We start from the raw sequence: 15,997 nt of genomic DNA, 5'->3' as shown, positions 1-15,997 counted from the left end.
ACCGCCTTTACCCGGCGGCGAGGCGCGCGGTCCCGCAATGCGGTCCGCTCCTCGCCGCCATTGCGTTTTCAGCGCCGGCCGCGCACGCGGCTCAAGGGCTCTGAAACCGCACCGGCACCGTCAACACCGAATCCACCGCCTGGCCATTGCGCTTGGCCGGCGCAAAGCGCCAGCTTTCCACCGCGGCCTTGGCCGCGCGGTCCAGCCGCGGATAGCCGCTGCTGACCGCCACCGTCACCTCGCTGGCGCGGCCGGCGGCGCTAACGCTGACCCGCAGCAAGACCGTGCCCTCTTCGCCGTTCTCCCGCGACCGCTCCGGATATTCCGGCTGCGGATTGTTCAAATATTCGGCGCGATACAAGGCCACGCTGTCCTGTCCGCCGCCCCTTGCCGCGCCGGAAGCGCTTTGCGTCGACGCCGAGCCGGCCGGCTCGCCTTCCACGACGCTGGAGCCGCCTCCAAGCGCCGTCGGCAACGATGGACGCTGCCGCGGCGCGGCCGCAGCCGGCGGCGCCGCAATAGCCTTGGCAATGGGAAGGCGCTTGGACTGCGGAGATTGGCGGCGCGGGGCCGGCGACGCTTTGGCCGCTTCCGTCCTAGCCCCTACGCCATCGGGAACGCCGGCGGCCCGCGGCGCCGGCAGGCTTAGCGTCAGTACCGCGGCGCGAGCAGAAGGCCGCGGCGCGAACGGCCGCCAGCAAAACAGCAACAAGGCGTGCAGCAGCAAAGATGCCAGCAAGGCCCAAGCCCATCCAGGCCGCGCGCGCATCGCTCGCCTCAGCAGCGCATCCGGCTGCCCGGCCGGCTGTATTGCCACCAGGCCACCAGCATGGACACCAGATAAAACACAAAGAACATGCCGAAGGCCGGCAGGAAGCTGCCGAAGGCGGCCAGCGCGCTGCCGAAGGATTTGGGAATCACGAAACCGCCGAAGGCCGCCATCACCGAGCTGACGTTCATCGCCGACGCGCCGCGGCGGCCGCCGCGCGCATAGGCCTCGGCGATGTCCAGGCCGGCGGCCTTGGCCCCTTGGCCGGCCTGCAACAGAAAGACCTTGGGCGCCAACTGGAAGGAAGATCCGTTGCCGACGCCCGCGGCGAAGAAGATCAGCTGGAACATGGCGAGGAACAACCAGAACGAACCGCCGTTGCCGGCGGAGGGCATGCTCAGGTAGACGCCGACGGTGGCCAGCGCCATCACCCCGTTGCTGAGCATGGTGGCGATGCCGCCGCCGATGTGATCGCCCATCCAGCCGCCCAGCGGCCGCGACAAGGCGCAGACCATGGGGCCGATGAAGGCGTAAGGGGTGACGTCGACCAGCGGAAACATATTGCGCGCCAGCAAGGGAAAGGCGGCGGCGAAGCCGAGGAAAGTGCCGTAACTGCCCATGTACAGCAGGCAGATATACCAGGTGTGCGGGTCGCGCATCGCGTCCAGCTGGTCATGCGGCGTGATGCGCAGCTTGGGCAGATCATGCGCGTACAACAGGCAGGCCAGCGCGATGATCACGATGAAGGGCAGCCATAGATAGCCGGCGTTCTGCAGCCACACCGGATGAACGACGCCGCCGACGCCCCAGATCTGCGGCCCGCCCACCTCCCCGAACAAGGGCAGCAGAATGACCACCGGAATCGCCAGTTGCGCCACCGACACGCCCAGATTCCCCAGCCCCGCGTTCAGCCCCATCGCCAGCCCCTTGGCCGCCTTGGGAAAGAAGAAACTGGTATTGGACAGATGGGAGGCGCTGGCGCCGCCGCCGATGCCGCACAAACCGGACACCAGCAGCAAAATGGGAAACGGCGTAGAAATGTCCTGCACCACCGCGGCCACGCCCAAAGCCGGCAGCAAGAGTAGCAAGGTGGAAATGCCCAGCCACAGGCCGCCCCCCACCCAGCTCCAGATCCACGAGTACAGCAGCCGCATCAGGGCGCCGACCAGCGGCGGGATAGACACCAGCAGGAACTGCTGCTGATTGCTGAGCGCGAATCCGACCGCCGGCAGATTGACCACCACCATGCTCCACATCATCCAGATATTGAAGTTCAGGTGCAGCGACAGGATGGACAGCCAGAGATTGCGATTGGCGATGCGCCGCCCGCGGCGCAGCCAGAAGATAGGGTTTTCAGGTTCCCAACGCTTGATGCTTACGGTCATGCCCATTCATCCAGCAATGATATCGCCCGACGGCCGCTGCCGTCGGGAAGCTGCGCAGTATGCCATCCGCGCGCGCGGCCCGGTTTGCGCGCCGTCAAACTGTAACTGACGATAATAGTCCTCACCAGCCTGTTTAAACGATGACTAACAAAAACCTGGCCGACGCCAAGCGGACTTTGCCATTGCCCCAAGCGCTTTTTCAAAAGCTCGCCAGCGAGGGCGAGACAAGGCCAAAACCGCTGAGAAAGCGGAATGTACGTGTGGTACATGAGCATTTCGACGCGGTACTCACCGTGTGACGTCTCACGACGCGCAGCAGATCGTAAACAGCTTCTTAGGCGGTTTCCCGCATTTTCAACGCTTCCACGATGTCCACCGCCACAATGCGGCTGACGCCCTGCTCCTGCATGGTGACGCCCACCAATTGCTCGGCCATTTCCATGGTCAGCCGGTTATGGGAAATATAGAGAAACTGCGTGCGCTCCGACATCTGCTTGACCAGATCGCAGAAGCGGCTGGTATTGGCGTCGTCCAGCGGCGCGTCCACCTCGTCCAACAGGCAGAACGGCGCGGGATTCAGAGAGAACAGCGAGAACACCAGGCTCATCGCCGTCAACGCCTTTTCCCCGCCGGACAGCAGGTGAATGGTGCTGTTCTTCTTGCCCGGCGGCTGGGCGATGATCTGCACGCCGGCGTCCAGCAAGTCCTCGCCGGTCAGCACCAGTTCGGCGCGGCCGCCGCCGAACAGCGTGGGGAAGAACTCGCGCATCTTGGCGTTGACCGCGTCGTAAGTGGCTTGCAGCATTTCGCGGGTTTCGCCGTCTATCTTGGCGATGGCCTCCTCCAGCGTGGCCATCGCCTGATTCAGGTCCTCGGACTGAGCCGCCAGATAATCGCCGCGCTTCCGGGCTTCGTCCAGTTCTTCCAACGCGGCCAGATTGACCGCGCCCAGGCCTTCCAGCGCGCGCGCCAGCCGCGCGATCTCGGCGGCCAACGCGTTCGGTTTCACCGCCTCGCTCAAATCGGCCATCAGCGCGGCTTCGTCGGCGCCGGCGCTGGCCAGCTCTTCGGCGAAGCGCTCCATCGCCAGCCGCGCTTCCTGGTGTTTGAGCAGCCAGTCCGAGCGCGCTTCGCGCAGCGCCGGCAAAGCGGCGTTGGCTTGTTGTTGTTGATGGGTCAGCTCGCGCAGCTTCTCGGTCAGGCCGTTTAGCCGGTCGCGCACCGCGCCCAGACTGTGTTCGCGTTGCTCCCGCTCGGCCAGGGCCAGTTGCAAGGCCTCCTCCGGCACCGCCTCCTCCACCGCCTCGGCCTCTTCGGCCAGGGTTTCCAGGCGCTCGGCCAGTTGCTGGTCGCGCTCGTCCAGTTCGCGGCCGCGCCGCGCCAGCTCCGCCACCTTCTGCTCGGCGGTGCTCATTTCCAGCTTGATCTCGTGCAGCATGCGCTCGGCGTCGCGGGTCTTGTTGCGCGCCAGTTGCAAGCCGGTTTCGGCGTTGAGCCGGTCCACGCGCATGTCTTCCAGCTGCACAGTCAGTTCTTCCAGCGTCAGCGCCGTCTCTTCGCCCAGCATTTCGGCCTCGGCGATGCTCTGGCGCGCCAGTTCGCCCTCTTCGGCGATGCGGCCGCGCTCGGCCTCTATCGCCGCCAGCCGCGCCGCGCCCTGCCGCGCGGCCTGATCCAGCTTGACGTGTTCCAGCGTCGCCGCGTTCAGCTCCGCTTCCAAGCGGGTCAGCGCGCCCTTTTGCGCGCGCACCGCCTCGGCCAGCATGCCGCCGCGGCTTTGCAAGGATTCGCGGCGCCGCTGCAAGGCGTCGATTTCCGGCGACAAGGCGTCCAGCCGCGCCTGCGCCGCTTCCAGCAGCGCCTTGCGCGCCATCAGGCCGTCGCCGCTGGCTTCGGCGTGCAGGCAGAGGCTGGCGGCGTAAACGCGGTGGCCTTCCGGCGTCAGCAGGCAGGCGCCTGCCGGCAACTGCCCGCGCATGGCCAAGGCCTCGTCCAGCGAGCCGGCCAGGTAGACGCCGGCCAGCCAGTCCTGCAAGGCCGCCTGGAAGGGCTGGGCGGCGCGCACTTGCTGCAGCAACGTCGGCCACGGACGCTCGGCCTGCCAATCGCGCGCCGCCGCGCCGTCCGCCAGCGCCAGCGCCGCCGGCGGCGGTTCTCCTTGCAGCGCGGCGGCGCGCGCGGCAAGACGCTCGCCCAGCGCCGCCTCCAGCGCCGGCTGCCACTTGGGCTCCACCTGCAGGCTTTGCCACAGCTGCGGCGCCTCGGCCAGGCCGCGGTGCTGCAGCCAGGCGTCCAATTGTTCGCTGGCCGCCTCGCGCGCCAGCATGCCGGCCAGCGCGGCGGCCTCGGCTTCGGCCCGCGCCTGTTCGCTGCGCAGCCCGGCCAGTTGTTCGTCCAGTTTTTCCCGCTCTGCCGCCAGGTCCGCCTGCTTGGCCTCGTCGGCCACCAACCGGCTGCGCACCGTTTCCAGCGCGCCGCGCGCGCGCTCCGCTTCGGCGGCGGCGGCTTGTTGCTTCTCTTGGTCCGGCAGGTTCAGATCGCTCAGCTCGCGCCGCAATGCGTCTTCCCGGCCGGACAGTTGTTCCAGGTTGCGGCGCTGATGCTCGCCGTTCTGGCGCGCCAGGTCGCGATCGCGGCCGAGCTTGGCCTGCTGCGCGGTCAATCCGTTCAATTGTTGTTCGATGGCGCGGTATTCCGCCTCGGCGGTGGGCAGTTCGTCGGCGCCGTCCTCCAGCGTCATCTGCGCCTCTTCCAGCCGCATCTGCGCTTCTTCCCGCCGCGGCAGCCAATCGTCCAGTTCGGCCTTCACCTGGCCGCGGCTTTCGGCCAGCACCTGGCGCTCGGTGCGCACGGTGCCCAATTCGCGGTCGACGCGGGCGCGGTTCTGCTCGCGATGGCGCTGAGCCTCTTCCAGCCGCGCCAGTTGGGCGTTGGCCTCGAACAAGCGCTGTTGCGCCTCGTGCACTTCGTCGCTGGCGGCGAAATGGCTTTCGCGCACGGTTTCGGACTCGGCCTCCACATGGGTGACCGCGGCCTCCAGCGCCGCTTCCTCGGTTTCTATGCGCGCCAGTTCCCCGCGCGCCGCCGCCTCGTTGCGCGCGGCCTCTTCGCGCCGCGCCAAGGCCAGCAGGTTTTGCTTGTGCGTCAGCGCGCCGCGCAGATCGTGGTATTGGGCGGCCACTTCGGCCTGCTCGGACAGCCGCTCCACCTGGCGCTCCAGCTCTTGCCGCAAGTCGGCGATGCGTTCCAGATTGGCGCGGGTGTCCGCGATGCGGTGTTCGGTCTCGCGGCGGCGCTCCTTGTACTTGGACACGCCGGCGGCTTCTTCCAGATAGGCGCGCAGTTCTTCCGGCCGCGCTTCGATGATGCGGGAGATCATGCCCTGCTCGATCACCGCGTAGCCGCGCGCGCCCACGCCGGTGCCCAGGAACAGATCGGTGATGTCGCGGCGGCGCACTTGCTGGTTGTTGATGAAGTAACTGGATTCGCCCTGGCGGGTCAGCACCCGCTTGATCGACACTTCCGCGTACTGGCCCCAGGCGCCGGTGAGCGCGCCGTCGCCGTTGTCGAACACCAATTCCACCGAGGCGCGGCTGACCGGCTTGCGCGTGGACGAACCGTTGAAGATCACGTCCTGCATCGATTCGCCGCGCAGCTGCTTGGCCGAGGATTCGCCCAATACCCAGCGCACCGCGTCTATCACATTGGACTTGCCGCAGCCATTGGGGCCGATCACCGCCACCAGTTGGCCGGGCACGGCAATGCTGGTGGGGTCGACGAATGACTTGAAACCGGCAAGCTTGATGTGGGTGAGACGCAAAATGTCCTCGCAATGGCTGGGCGAAAATCGGCATTTTAGCAGTTGCCCGCCTTCGCCGCGCGTCGCGCGCGGACCTGTTGCGCGTCGCGCAGCCGCATCTACCCGGCCCGCCGACTTATGCCATAATGGCCGCATGGAACCGCTATCGTTGTCCAATCAATTCTTGATCGCCATGCCCAATATGGCGGACCCGCTGTTCTCGCGCTCGCTGGTCTTCGTCTGCGAGCACGGCGAGCACGGCGCCATGGGCCTGATCGTCAACAAGCCTTCCGGCATCGCCATGGCGCAGTTGTTCGATCAGATCGATCTGCCGCTGGACGGCGACTCGCTGCGCGCCGAGCCGGTCTACTTCGGCGGACCGGTTCAGCCGGACCGGGGTTTCGTGCTGCACATGCCGGTGGGCAATTGGCAATCCAGCCTGCTGGTCACCGACGACATCGCGCTGACCACGTCCAAGGACGTGTTGATCGCCGTGTCTGAAAACCACAAGCAGCCGGACCGCATGCTGATCACCCTGGGCTATTCCGGCTGGAGCGCCGGCCAGCTGGAGCAGGAGATCGCCGACAACGGCTGGCTGACGGTGCCGGCCCGGCCGGACATCATCTTCGGCCTGCCCTGCGAAGAACGCTACGACGCCGCGATGGCGCTGCTGGGCTTCGATCCCTCGCTCTTGTCCACGGATGTCGGCCATGCCTGAAGGTTGTGCTTTGGCATTCGATTTCGGCGAACGCCGCATCGGCGTCGCCGTCGGGGACACCCTGCTCGGCATTCCCCACCCGCTCATCACCATAGACACGGAAATCAACGACGCACGCTTCGCCGCCATCGCCGCCTTGATCGCGGAATGGCAGCCGGCGCAACTGGTGGTGGGGCTGCCGATGCACATAGACGGCACCGAACACCAGATGACGCAGCTGGCGCGCCGCTTCGCCAACCGGCTCAAGGGCCGCTACGGCCTGCCGGTGTGGCTGGTGGACGAACGACTGACCTCGGTGGTGGCCGAATCCATGCTGGAAGAAGCCGGCGTGCGCGGCCGCAAGCAAAAGCCGGCGCTGGACCAGGTGGCGGCCCAGGCCATTCTGCTGACCTGGTTCGAGCATCCCGGCCAGGCCGTCTGAGCCCATCATGAAATTCTCGCCGCAAGCCCGGGTCAGCGCGCTGATGCTGGCCTTTCTCGCCAGCCTGCTGGGCTTGATCGCGGTCTTGCTGACGCCCAGCCATCAGTTGCGCGAATGGCGCAACGCGCCGGGCCACGTGGAAAGCAGCCGCATGCTGGTGGTGTCCAGCGACGAGCATCCCGATCAGCTGTACTGGCAGCCGCATGTGCAATACCTGTACACGGTGCGCGGCCAGGTCTACCACAGCGACCGGCTGTTCGCCGTCGACGGCGCCCTGCCGGGCGACCGCAGCAACGCCGACGATCTGACGCGGCGCTTCCCCTCCGGCAAGGCGATCACCGTCTACTACAATCCGCGCAGCCCCGCCGAATCCGTGCTGATCAAGGGCGGCGACAGCGATATCGGCAGCGCCAAATTCATCCTGGCGGCGCTGAGCGCGCTGTTCGGCTGGGCGCTGCTGTACCGGCTGCGGGCCAAGCTGCCGCTGCCGCGCCGGCGCATTCACCGAGGCATCCGCGCCCCATGAGCGAAAAAGTCATCGCCCTGCTGGTCATCGCCATCGGCGTGGCCGTTTCCGCCTATCTCTGGCAGCAGTCCGCCAAGGCCCAGCAAGCCGCCGGCTGGCCCAGCGTCGCCGGCAAGATCGTCTCCAGCGAAGTGGACTGGCGCCACGCACGCGGCGGCGACAGCTCGGACCGTCGGGAATACCGCGCCATCGTGCGCTACGAATACCGCGTGGCCGACGGCGTCCACCGCGCCGAGCGGCTGCGCTTCCCCAACCCCGGCTACGGCAGCAGCGACGAGCAGGCGCGAGAGATCGTGCAACGCTATCCGGCGGGCAAGACCGTGCCGGTGTTCTACAACCCGCAGAATCCCGAAGAAGCCTGCCTGGAGCCGGGCAAACACTGGTCGGCATGGCTGGCCCAGGCCGTTGGCGTGCTGGTGGTCCTTGTCGGCCTGTTCTTGCTGCGGCGCTGACGCGCGTCTCCTGACGACTCCATAAGCGCGCCCTTCCCGCACGCCCAGAAATCAATCCAGGCAGCGATCTCATCGATACGCGGGGCTAAGCGCGCTTAGATCCATGGCTTCGCAAGCCATCACTTTTCCATCGCGGAACGTCTCGCGACTCAGCTCGCCTAATACCCGCCCCGGCGGGAGTTCCAACAAAGTCCGCATGCCGCGTTCCCAGGCGTGGCGCGCCGCATCGGTCCAGCGCTGCTGTCGCGCCATATTGCAGGCCAGATCATCGGCCAAAGCCTCGGCGTCGAACAAGAGCCGCGCGCGGCTCACGCTTAGATAGGGCACCGCCGGCCGGCATATTGCCACCCTGGCGATAGCGGCCCGCAGCTCCTGAGCCGCCGGCTCCAGCAGCGGGCAGTGCGACGGCACGCCAAGCTCCAGACGTCGGCAAGCCCGCGCCCCCGCCGCTTTGGCCGCGGTCTCCAGTTTCGCCAAGCCATTTCCGTGTCCGGCGGCCACAAACTGGACATCGCCATTCAGATTCGCCAGATACAGCGGCGTAGCCGCGCAGTGTATCGCGGCGATCAAGCCTTCCAGCCGCATCTGGTTCAATCCGGTCACCGCCAGCATGCCGTAGCCCATCGGGAAAGCCCTCTGCATCAATTCTCCGCGCAAGGCCACCAAGCGCAGGGCGTCGTCGAAACCCACCACCTGCGCCGCCACCGCCGCCGGCCAAGCGCCAATGGAAAGTCCCGCGACCATGGCCGGCCGCCAGCCTGAAGCCGCCAGCAAACGCGTTGCCGCGACGCCGGCGATCAGCAGGCAAAGCTGGACCGCGCGGGTGGACTGCAAAGCCTCCACGCTATCCAGGGTCAGCGGATTGACGGCCAGGACTTCGCCCGCTTGCTTCAAGGTTTGCGCCACCGACGAGTGCTCAGGCAAGCAATGCAACATGCCGGCGCGCTGCGCGCCCTGCCCGGGAAAAGCAAACAACACGCTCACGACATCGCCTCCTTCAACCAGGGGTCGCCAAACAAACGAGGGCCCTGTTCCGTCTTCAACAGCACCGCACCGCGCGCCGCCAGCCATTCCGCCAGCGCGAAGCCACCGTGGTCGATATCGATCTGGATATCGAGCCGACACCCGGGCCATGAACTCAAGCGACGCAAATCATCCAGCTGCGTCCGGCCAGGCCGCTGCGGCAGCCGGATCAGCAAATCCAGATCACTCTCCTCTCGCAGCAGCGGCAAACCGCTGGCTAGCGCGAAACCGCAACTGCCCGTTGGCCCCCAGGCCCAGCCGCGGGCGTCCATCCAGGGCCGCAGCGCGGCCAATGCCAGCAAGGCCGGCGGCCAAGGTCCGTTCCAATCATCCAACCTCGCCAGCAGGCTTTCCGGACTCAAGCGTTCCGCCACCGCCGCCGGGGCCAACCAGGCCGCCAGCCGCTGCTCCCGCCGCCAACCGCGCAGGCCCACAGGAATATCACCGCCGGCTCGGACATCGCGCCGCACCACCGCCAGATCGGCCAATGGCCGGTCCGCTGCCAGCCAGTCCGGCCGCTCCGCCGGCAAACGCAGGCCGGCGGCATCGTCCACCCGCAGCAGATCATGCGCTTGCCAGCAAGGCACTCAGACCACGCCAAGCGCCGGCGGCGGTCGCCGTCGGGCCCAGGCGGTACGCAGATCATAGCCATGGGCCAGTTGCAGCACCGCCATATCCGCGCGCGGCCGCCCAATGATCTGCATGCCCATCGGCAGCCCTTGCCGATTAAAGCCCACCGGCACGCTGACCGCCGGCAAGCCGGCCATGGTGGCGGCCAGCACGACTTCCATCCAGCGGTGGTAACTGCTCATATTCACGCCGGCGATCTCTTTCGGCCAGCGCTGCTCCAGCGTGAACGGAAACACCTGGGCGCTGGGCAACAGCAGGTAGTCGTAGTCCTCGAACAGCGCCAGCATCGCGCGATACCAATCGCTGCGCACCTTGGACGCCTGGTAGACCTCCAACGCGCTCAACCCAAGTCCCCCCTCGATTTCCCATTGCAGTTCCGGCTTCAGCAAGCGCCGCTGCTCCGGATCTCGATAATGGTGTTCCAAGCTGCCGGCCACCAACCAGTGGCGCAAGGTTTGCCAGCTCTGCCATAGCGCACTCATGTCGAAAGCCGGCGACGCCGGCGTCACCGTGCAACCCAGCGCGTCGAAATCCGCCAGGGCGGCGCGGCACAGGGCCAGCACACCGTCTTCCATCGGCAGATAGCCATCGTAGTCACCCAGCCAGCCCAGCCGCGCGCCGCGCAGATCACGCTCCAGCGGCTGCCGCAAATCCGGCGAATCGTAGGCCAGCGGCGCGCGCGGGTCGGCCCCGGCCTGAATGCGCAGCAGGGCCAGCAGGTCTGGCACCGACCGCGCCATCGGCCCCACGGTGGCCAGTTGCTGAAGGTAGAGCTCCGGCGAGGGGCCCAGCGGCGCGGCGCCGGCGCTGGGACGGAAACCAAAGACATTGTTGAACGCCGCCGGGTTGCGCAAGGAGCCCATCATGTCGCTGCCGTCTGCCACCGGCAGCATGCGCAAAGCCAGGGCCACCGCCGCGCCGCCGCTGCTACCGCCGGCGCAGCGCGCCGGATCATAGGCATTGCCGGTAGCGCCGAATACCGGGTTGTACGTATGGGAGCCGGCACCGAACTCCGGCGTGTTGGTCTTGCCGATGATGATGGCCCCCGCCGCGCGCATGCGCTCCACCATGATGTCGTCCTGCGTGGACACCTGGCCGCGATACAGGGGCGAGCCCATGCTGGCGACCAAACCGCGCGCGGCAGCCAGGTCCTTGACCGCCAGCGGGAAGCCATGCATCCAGCCACGGCTGTGGCCGCGGCTCAACTCGGCGTCGCAACGCGCGGCTTCAGCCAGCAGGGCGTCGGCGGGTTGTAGCGACACCACGGCCTTGACCGCCGGATTCAGGGCTTCAATCTGTTGCAGATAAGCCCGCATCGCCTCCTGGCAGGATACACGCCGCTCATGCAGCGCCGCGGACAGCGCGCAGCCGTCCAGTTCAACAATCTCCCGCGCACGCGCAGGCGTTTCGATCTTAAACACGGCTCGCTCCTTCCCTTGGGGACGCCGCGCCGCGGCTCTCGATGCCGGCGCTCTGGGCCGGCGCGCGCAGCTGGTAAGCGCCCAGCAGTCCAATTGGCAAACAGAACATCAGATAGAAGGCCGGCGCCAATGAGGAGCCGCTGCGCTGGGTCAGCAAGGTAACGATGAAGGGCGCGAAACCGCCAAACAGCATCACCGCCAGATTGTAGGAAATCGACATCGCCGTGGAGCGCACCTTGACCGGGAACAATTCGCTGACCGCGGCCGGCACCGGTCCGTTGCACAGGCCTTGCAACACGCACATGATCACTTGCACCGCCAGCAAGCGCGTAATGCTAGGCGTCTGCTCCAGCCACCAGAACAGCGGATAGACCAGCAGCAGCATCAGCCCCTGCGCGCCCAGCAGGATCGGCCGCCGTCCAATTCGGTCCGACCACCACCCGGACAAAGGCGTCATCAGGGTCAGCACCGCCACCGCAACGGTCTGGGCCGCGAAAGCCTGTTCCAGCGGCAGGCCAAACTGACGGCTGGCATAGCCAGGCATGCTGATCAGGACCACATAGAACACCGCGGTGCCCGGCACGATCAGCGCCAGCGTCGTCCACATGCCGCCCATATTGCCGGCCAAGCCCAGCACGAGCGGCTCGGCGGCCGGCTGACGGCTGGCGTGGACGAAGGCTTCGGTTTCCTCCATATGACGCCGCATCCACAGTCCCACCGGCACAATCAGCAAGCCAAAGACAAAGGGCAAGCGCCAAGCCCAAGCCTCCAATTGCGACGGCGTGAAACCATAGCTGACCAGCGCGCCCATGGCGGCGCCGGTCAGCACCGCGAGCGACTGGCCGAACAACTGCCAAGAACCGTACAAGCCACGTTTGCCCGGCGGCGCCATTTCCACCAGAAAAGCGGTGGAACTGGCGTACTCGCCGCCGGTGGCGAAGCCTTGGATCAAGCGCGCCAGCAGAATGAGCGCCGGCGCGGCCACGCCGATGGCGGCATAAGGCGGCGCCAGCACAATGATGAGAATGGCCAGGCTCATCAATCCCATGATGAGCTGCAACGCCGCCTTGCGGCCCTTGCGATCCGCGTAGACGCCCAACAGCACCCCGCCCACCGGCCGCATCACGAAACCGGCGCCGAAAGTGGCGGTGGCAAGCAGCAAGGAGATGTATTCATTGCCATCCGCCGGGAAGAACAGCTTGGAAATCACTCCGGTCATGAAGCCGTAGATGATGAAGTCGTACCATTCCAAGGCATTGCCTATGATGGCCGCCGCCACCTGTTGAATGCGAGAACGGGAAGAAGTCTCAAGCGACATAGCAGCCTCCTGCGATCGGGTGGGTACCCAAGAACCTGTTCAATGCCCGCCGCGCGGCGTGGAGCGCCGCCACGGCGAGCGCGCCTCGCCTCGCTCTTGCCCACGCAATGGTGAACCGGCGCTCAAGCCATCAGCGCACGCACGGCGAGGTACAACAAGGACGGCCCCAGCAGACAGCCCAGACCGGTATAAAACGTGGCGGTCATCGCGCCATAAGGCACCAGCTTGGGATCGGTGGCGGCCAGACCGCCGCACACGCCGCTGGTGGTGCCCATCAGGCCGCCGAAGATCATCGCGGTACGCGGGTTGTCCAGGCCGATGAACGGCGCAGCGAACGGCGTCGCCACCATCACCAGCATCGACTTGACCAGGCCCGCGGCAATGCTCAGCGCCATGGCATCCGAACTTGCCCCAATCGCCGCGCCGGTCACCGGGCCAACAATATAGGTCACCGCTCCGGCCGCGATCGTGGTCACGCTCACCGCATCGTCATAACCGAAAGCCAAGGCCACCGCCGCGCCCGCCGCGAACGAAACCAGCACCCCCAGCAATAAGGCTGCTCCGCCGCTCGCCCCCGCTTGCCGCAAAACCCGCACATCCACGCCAAACGCCGTCGCGGTAATGGCGAAGTCGCGCAACATCGCGCCGCCAAACAAGCCGATGCCCGCCAATACCGGCACATCGGCGGCCCCCTTGTCGCCGCCGGTCCAGCTGCCGCAGACATAGGCCAGCACCAGGCCCAGCAAGATGGCGATGGCCGAACCGTGGATCCGCCCGGCGCATAAGCGCGCCGACAGCCGGTAGGACAGCAACAGGGTCAGGCCAATGACGGCGAAGGCGGTCAGCAAGCCATTGCGGAGCAACACCTGCTCCAGCAACGCGCCCACGCTCAAGGCTCCGCCGCCGGCTCGCCGGAACGGCCGCGGCGGTCCAGCAAGGGGATCAAGACGCCGCAAGCCAGCACCGCCAGGCCCCCGGCCAATACCGCCGCCAGGCCGCCCCGCAAAGCAGCCGCCACGTTTTGCAAGGCGGCCATCGCCACCACCACCGGGATATAGATAGCGCTCCAAAAGGCAATGCCCTGTTGCGTGGGCGCCGTCAGCGCGCCGCGCCCGCGCAGCCACTCGCTGCTGGCGATCAGCAGCAGCATGGAGAAGCCCACGCCACCGACATTGGCTTTGACGCCAATCAGCCACCCCAGCGCATCCCCCAACAGCAGGCCGCACAATACGCAGGCCGCCAATAAAGCCGTGCCATAGATCACCATGATGTCTGCTCCCATTGCTCGCGCAGCCGTTGCCGCACCAGGCGCGACGCCCTTTGCGCCATCGCCTCGCCTTGTCGCCGCCCCTGGTCGCCGGCCTGGCGGATATCGGTCAGGGCCTCGCCCAAGGCCGCGCGAACCCGCGCGATATCCGCCGCCGTGGGAGCATGGATGGCCTCCACCGGCAATAAACGCCACAACAATCCCAAGCTGGCATAACTGCGGATGTCGTAAGCCATAGGCGGCAGTTCCGCCGCCAACGCCTCCAACGCCTCAAGCGAGCGCATCGTCACCTGGGCCGCCGCCTGCTTGCCCATCGCCTGCGTCGTCACCTCGGCGGCGTCCAGCGCCAGCAGGCGATTGGCCTGGTGACCGTGGGCGAGCAAACCTCCGGACATCGCCTGGCCAACGATCAGGCCAATCACCGGGTGGCCGACCAGCCGCGCGCTGGCATAAGCGTCCACCGCCGCAGCCAAGGCCAAGTGAATACCGTAAGCCTCCTCGCGTCGGCCATAAGCCTGGCCTGGCGTATCGATCAGCGCGACAATGGCGCGTTTGTCCGCACAGCCGGCATCCGCCGCCATGCAATCCCGCACCGCCTGCGCCAGCGCCCAGCCCTGTTCCAGCCCCGCCTCGCCCTGCCTCGCACGGACGAAACGATTACCTGGGTCTGGCGCCAGGGCGATGTAGCGCGCGGCCTCCCCAGCCAGGCGCGCATCGACCACCCGCACGGCTGGGCCATAAGGGCCGCCGCCCGCCGCTTGCGCTCCGCTCAGCGCGGTTAGCCAACGGCTGGCCAGATTCTGCAATGCCGAATGCTCTTCCATCTCCTCATGCCTCCATCAAACGGTTGCCGGCCAAAGGACATGCACAGGCCGTCAAGTTCCTGCCTGGCTGAAATCGGCGTCGGTTTTTTTCTGTCCAATACTCTTTCTTGCTTGATAAACCGCCATCAAGCTGAACACCCCCAAGACCACCAGGTAATAACTGGGAGCCAAATTATCGCCGGTCAATTTAATCAGCCAAATGCAGATCAATGGCGCAAATCCACCAAACAGGGTAACGGCTATGTTGTAGCTCAAGGCAATGCCTGTGGCCCTGGTGGTAGATGGGAATAAATCCGCCATTACGGAAGGAATGACGGAAAAGTACAGCGCCTTCAGCAAGGCCAACCACATCACCAACAATATCAAATTGAATTGACTGGGCTGCTGAGCCAATAGATAGAAACCAGGATATGTGGTGAGCACCACAAGCAGCACCGACCATTTCATCAAAGAAATGCGCCCTATTTTTTCCGCCCACAACCCAGCCAACGGCGTTACCACGGTTAAGATTACGCCGCCGACAAAGGCAGAGGTATAGGCGCCAAGACTCGGCAACTTCAAGTTTTGGGTGGCATAAGTGGGAATATAACTAATGACGTAATTAATGGCGGTGGAAACCATCATCAGCCCGATCGCAGTGAAAAACCAGGTTTTTTGCCTTACGAATATTTCCTTCGCCGGCAGCTCCTGTTGAAGGTCGCGTTGAAAGCTGGGGGGCTCATGGATATAACGCCGAATATACAGCCCAACCGGACCAATCAGCAGGCCGAAGAAGAAGGGAATGCGCCACCCCCACTCTTGTATCTCTTGCTCGCTCAAAACACTCGCCAGCCCCATACCGAACGCCGCCGCCAACAAAGTGCTCGCCCCCTGCGTGGCAAACTGCCAACTGGCGATAAACGCCTTGCGTTCGGGGAAGTGCTCCACCAGAAAAGCGGTGGAACTGCCAAACTCGCCTCCCGCCGAGAAGCCCTGAATAAGGCGCGCCAGCACGATCAACACCGGCGCGGCCATGCCTATCGTGGCATAGCCGGGCATCACGGCTATCATCAAACTGCCCAACATCATCAGCGAGATCGACACCAGCAAAGAAGCCTTGCGACCGGCCCGATCCGCATAAGCGCCCAAGACAATCGCGCCTAAAGGACGAATGATGAAAGACACGCCAAAGCTGGCGAATGTGATTAATAAGGAACTACTGACATCCTGGCTGGGAAAAAAGGCGCGACCTATATAGCTGGCGAAAAACACATAAATGGCAATATCAAACCACTCCAGGCCATTGCCAATGCATGTGGCCAGCAAGGTGCGGTATAAATTAGGCTTGTCCACCACTTTTTCATCCGGCGTAGCTATAGCTGAATTAACCATGCTCTCTCCTCTTTGCCCGGCGAAGCGTATTCGCGAGCAATATATTGTTAGCCATGCCTGCAATGACCCTCTA

Annotated in this window: 16 protein-coding genes; 4 read left to right on the top strand and 12 right to left on the bottom strand. The window is 65.6% G+C overall.

What is annotated here, in order from left to right:
• Positions 1 to 91: 91 nt before the first annotated feature.
• The 4 genes from ACODRW_RS20970 to smc form a co-directional block, all read right to left on the bottom strand.
• Positions 92 to 475 (bottom strand): energy transducer TonB, encoded by a 384-nt coding sequence (locus ACODRW_RS20970; protein ID WP_488906619.1) that lies wholly within the window; start codon positions 473 to 475, stop codon positions 92 to 94.
• Between the two features lie 302 nt (positions 476 to 777).
• Entirely contained in the window at positions 778 to 2,154 is a 1,377-nt protein-coding gene (locus ACODRW_RS20965) for an MFS transporter (RefSeq protein WP_488906618.1), read from the bottom strand.
• Complete coding sequence (locus ACODRW_RS20960) at positions 2,151 to 2,423, bottom strand: hypothetical protein (RefSeq protein WP_488906617.1); 273 nt, start codon at positions 2,421 to 2,423, stop codon at positions 2,151 to 2,153. The genes ACODRW_RS20965 and ACODRW_RS20960 overlap by 4 nt, the downstream gene beginning before the upstream one ends.
• A gap of 65 nt (positions 2,424 to 2,488) precedes the next feature.
• Positions 2,489 to 6,109, bottom strand: coding sequence for a chromosome segregation protein SMC (gene smc, locus ACODRW_RS20955; RefSeq protein ID WP_488906616.1), 3,621 nt, complete (start codon positions 6,107 to 6,109; stop codon positions 2,489 to 2,491).
• On the opposite strand from smc, the gene ACODRW_RS20950 reads away from it, so the two are divergent.
• Genes ACODRW_RS20950 through ACODRW_RS20935 form a run of 4 tightly spaced genes read left to right on the top strand, consistent with a single transcriptional unit; the run spans position 6,108 to position 8,070 of the window.
• Positions 6,108 to 6,671 (top strand): YqgE/AlgH family protein, encoded by a 564-nt coding sequence (locus tag ACODRW_RS20950; protein ID WP_107798062.1) that lies wholly within the window; start codon positions 6,108 to 6,110, stop codon positions 6,669 to 6,671. The two genes, smc and ACODRW_RS20950, sit on opposite strands and share 2 nt — an antisense overlap.
• Positions 6,655 to 7,092, top strand: a complete 438-nt coding sequence (gene ruvX, locus ACODRW_RS20945) for a Holliday junction resolvase RuvX (RefSeq protein ID WP_107798061.1) — start codon at positions 6,655 to 6,657, stop codon at positions 7,090 to 7,092. The genes ACODRW_RS20950 and ruvX overlap by 17 nt, the downstream gene beginning before the upstream one ends.
• 7 nt (positions 7,093 to 7,099) lie before the next feature.
• Positions 7,100 to 7,618 (top strand): DUF3592 domain-containing protein, encoded by a 519-nt coding sequence (locus ACODRW_RS20940; RefSeq protein ID WP_107798060.1) that lies wholly within the window; start codon positions 7,100 to 7,102, stop codon positions 7,616 to 7,618.
• Positions 7,615 to 8,070: a DUF3592 domain-containing protein gene (locus ACODRW_RS20935; RefSeq protein ID WP_488906615.1), complete on the top strand. Its 456-nt coding sequence runs from the start codon at positions 7,615 to 7,617 to the stop codon at positions 8,068 to 8,070. Before ACODRW_RS20940 ends, ACODRW_RS20935 begins: the two co-directional genes overlap by 4 nt.
• A 69-nt stretch (positions 8,071 to 8,139) precedes the next feature.
• Here ACODRW_RS20935 and mdcH read toward each other — a convergent pair whose 3' ends face one another.
• From mdcH to ACODRW_RS20895, 8 genes are all read right to left on the bottom strand, one after another.
• Positions 8,140 to 9,054, bottom strand: coding sequence for a malonate decarboxylase subunit epsilon (mdcH, locus tag ACODRW_RS20930; RefSeq protein ID WP_488906614.1), 915 nt, complete (start codon positions 9,052 to 9,054; stop codon positions 8,140 to 8,142).
• On the bottom strand, positions 9,051 to 9,680 hold the full coding sequence (locus ACODRW_RS20925; protein ID WP_488906613.1) for a malonate decarboxylase holo-ACP synthase: 630 nt from the start codon (positions 9,678 to 9,680) through the stop codon (positions 9,051 to 9,053). The genes mdcH and ACODRW_RS20925 overlap by 4 nt, the downstream gene beginning before the upstream one ends.
• Positions 9,681 to 11,144, bottom strand: a complete 1,464-nt coding sequence (locus ACODRW_RS20920; RefSeq protein WP_488906612.1) for an amidase — start codon at positions 11,142 to 11,144, stop codon at positions 9,681 to 9,683. It abuts the gene before it with no gap.
• Entirely contained in the window at positions 11,137 to 12,462 is a 1,326-nt protein-coding gene (locus tag ACODRW_RS20915; protein WP_488906611.1) for an MFS transporter, read from the bottom strand. The genes ACODRW_RS20920 and ACODRW_RS20915 overlap by 8 nt, the downstream gene beginning before the upstream one ends.
• 122 nt (positions 12,463 to 12,584) lie before the next feature.
• The gene (gene madM / locus ACODRW_RS20910) at positions 12,585 to 13,349 is read right to left on the bottom strand and encodes a malonate transporter subunit MadM (RefSeq protein ID WP_488906610.1); all 765 of its coding nucleotides are present in this window, start codon (positions 13,347 to 13,349) and stop codon (positions 12,585 to 12,587) included.
• A gap of 2 nt (positions 13,350 to 13,351) precedes the next feature.
• Entirely contained in the window at positions 13,352 to 13,729 is a 378-nt protein-coding gene (gene madL / locus ACODRW_RS20905; protein ID WP_488906609.1) for a malonate transporter subunit MadL, read from the bottom strand.
• Positions 13,723 to 14,553 carry a biotin-independent malonate decarboxylase subunit gamma gene (gene mdcE / locus ACODRW_RS20900; protein WP_488906608.1) on the bottom strand — a complete coding sequence of 277 codons (831 nt, stop codon included), beginning with the start codon at positions 14,551 to 14,553 and terminating at the stop codon, positions 13,723 to 13,725. The genes madL and mdcE overlap by 7 nt, the downstream gene beginning before the upstream one ends.
• 51 nt (positions 14,554 to 14,604) lie before the next feature.
• Entirely contained in the window at positions 14,605 to 15,924 is a 1,320-nt protein-coding gene (locus tag ACODRW_RS20895) for an MFS transporter (RefSeq protein WP_488906607.1), read from the bottom strand.
• Positions 15,925 to 15,997: the final 73 nt, after the last annotated feature.

Source organism: Chromobacterium sp. FG89, from assembly GCF_057808735.1.
The sequence above is the reverse complement of the archived record's forward strand: the minus strand, read 5'-3'. Positions and strand labels throughout refer to the sequence as shown.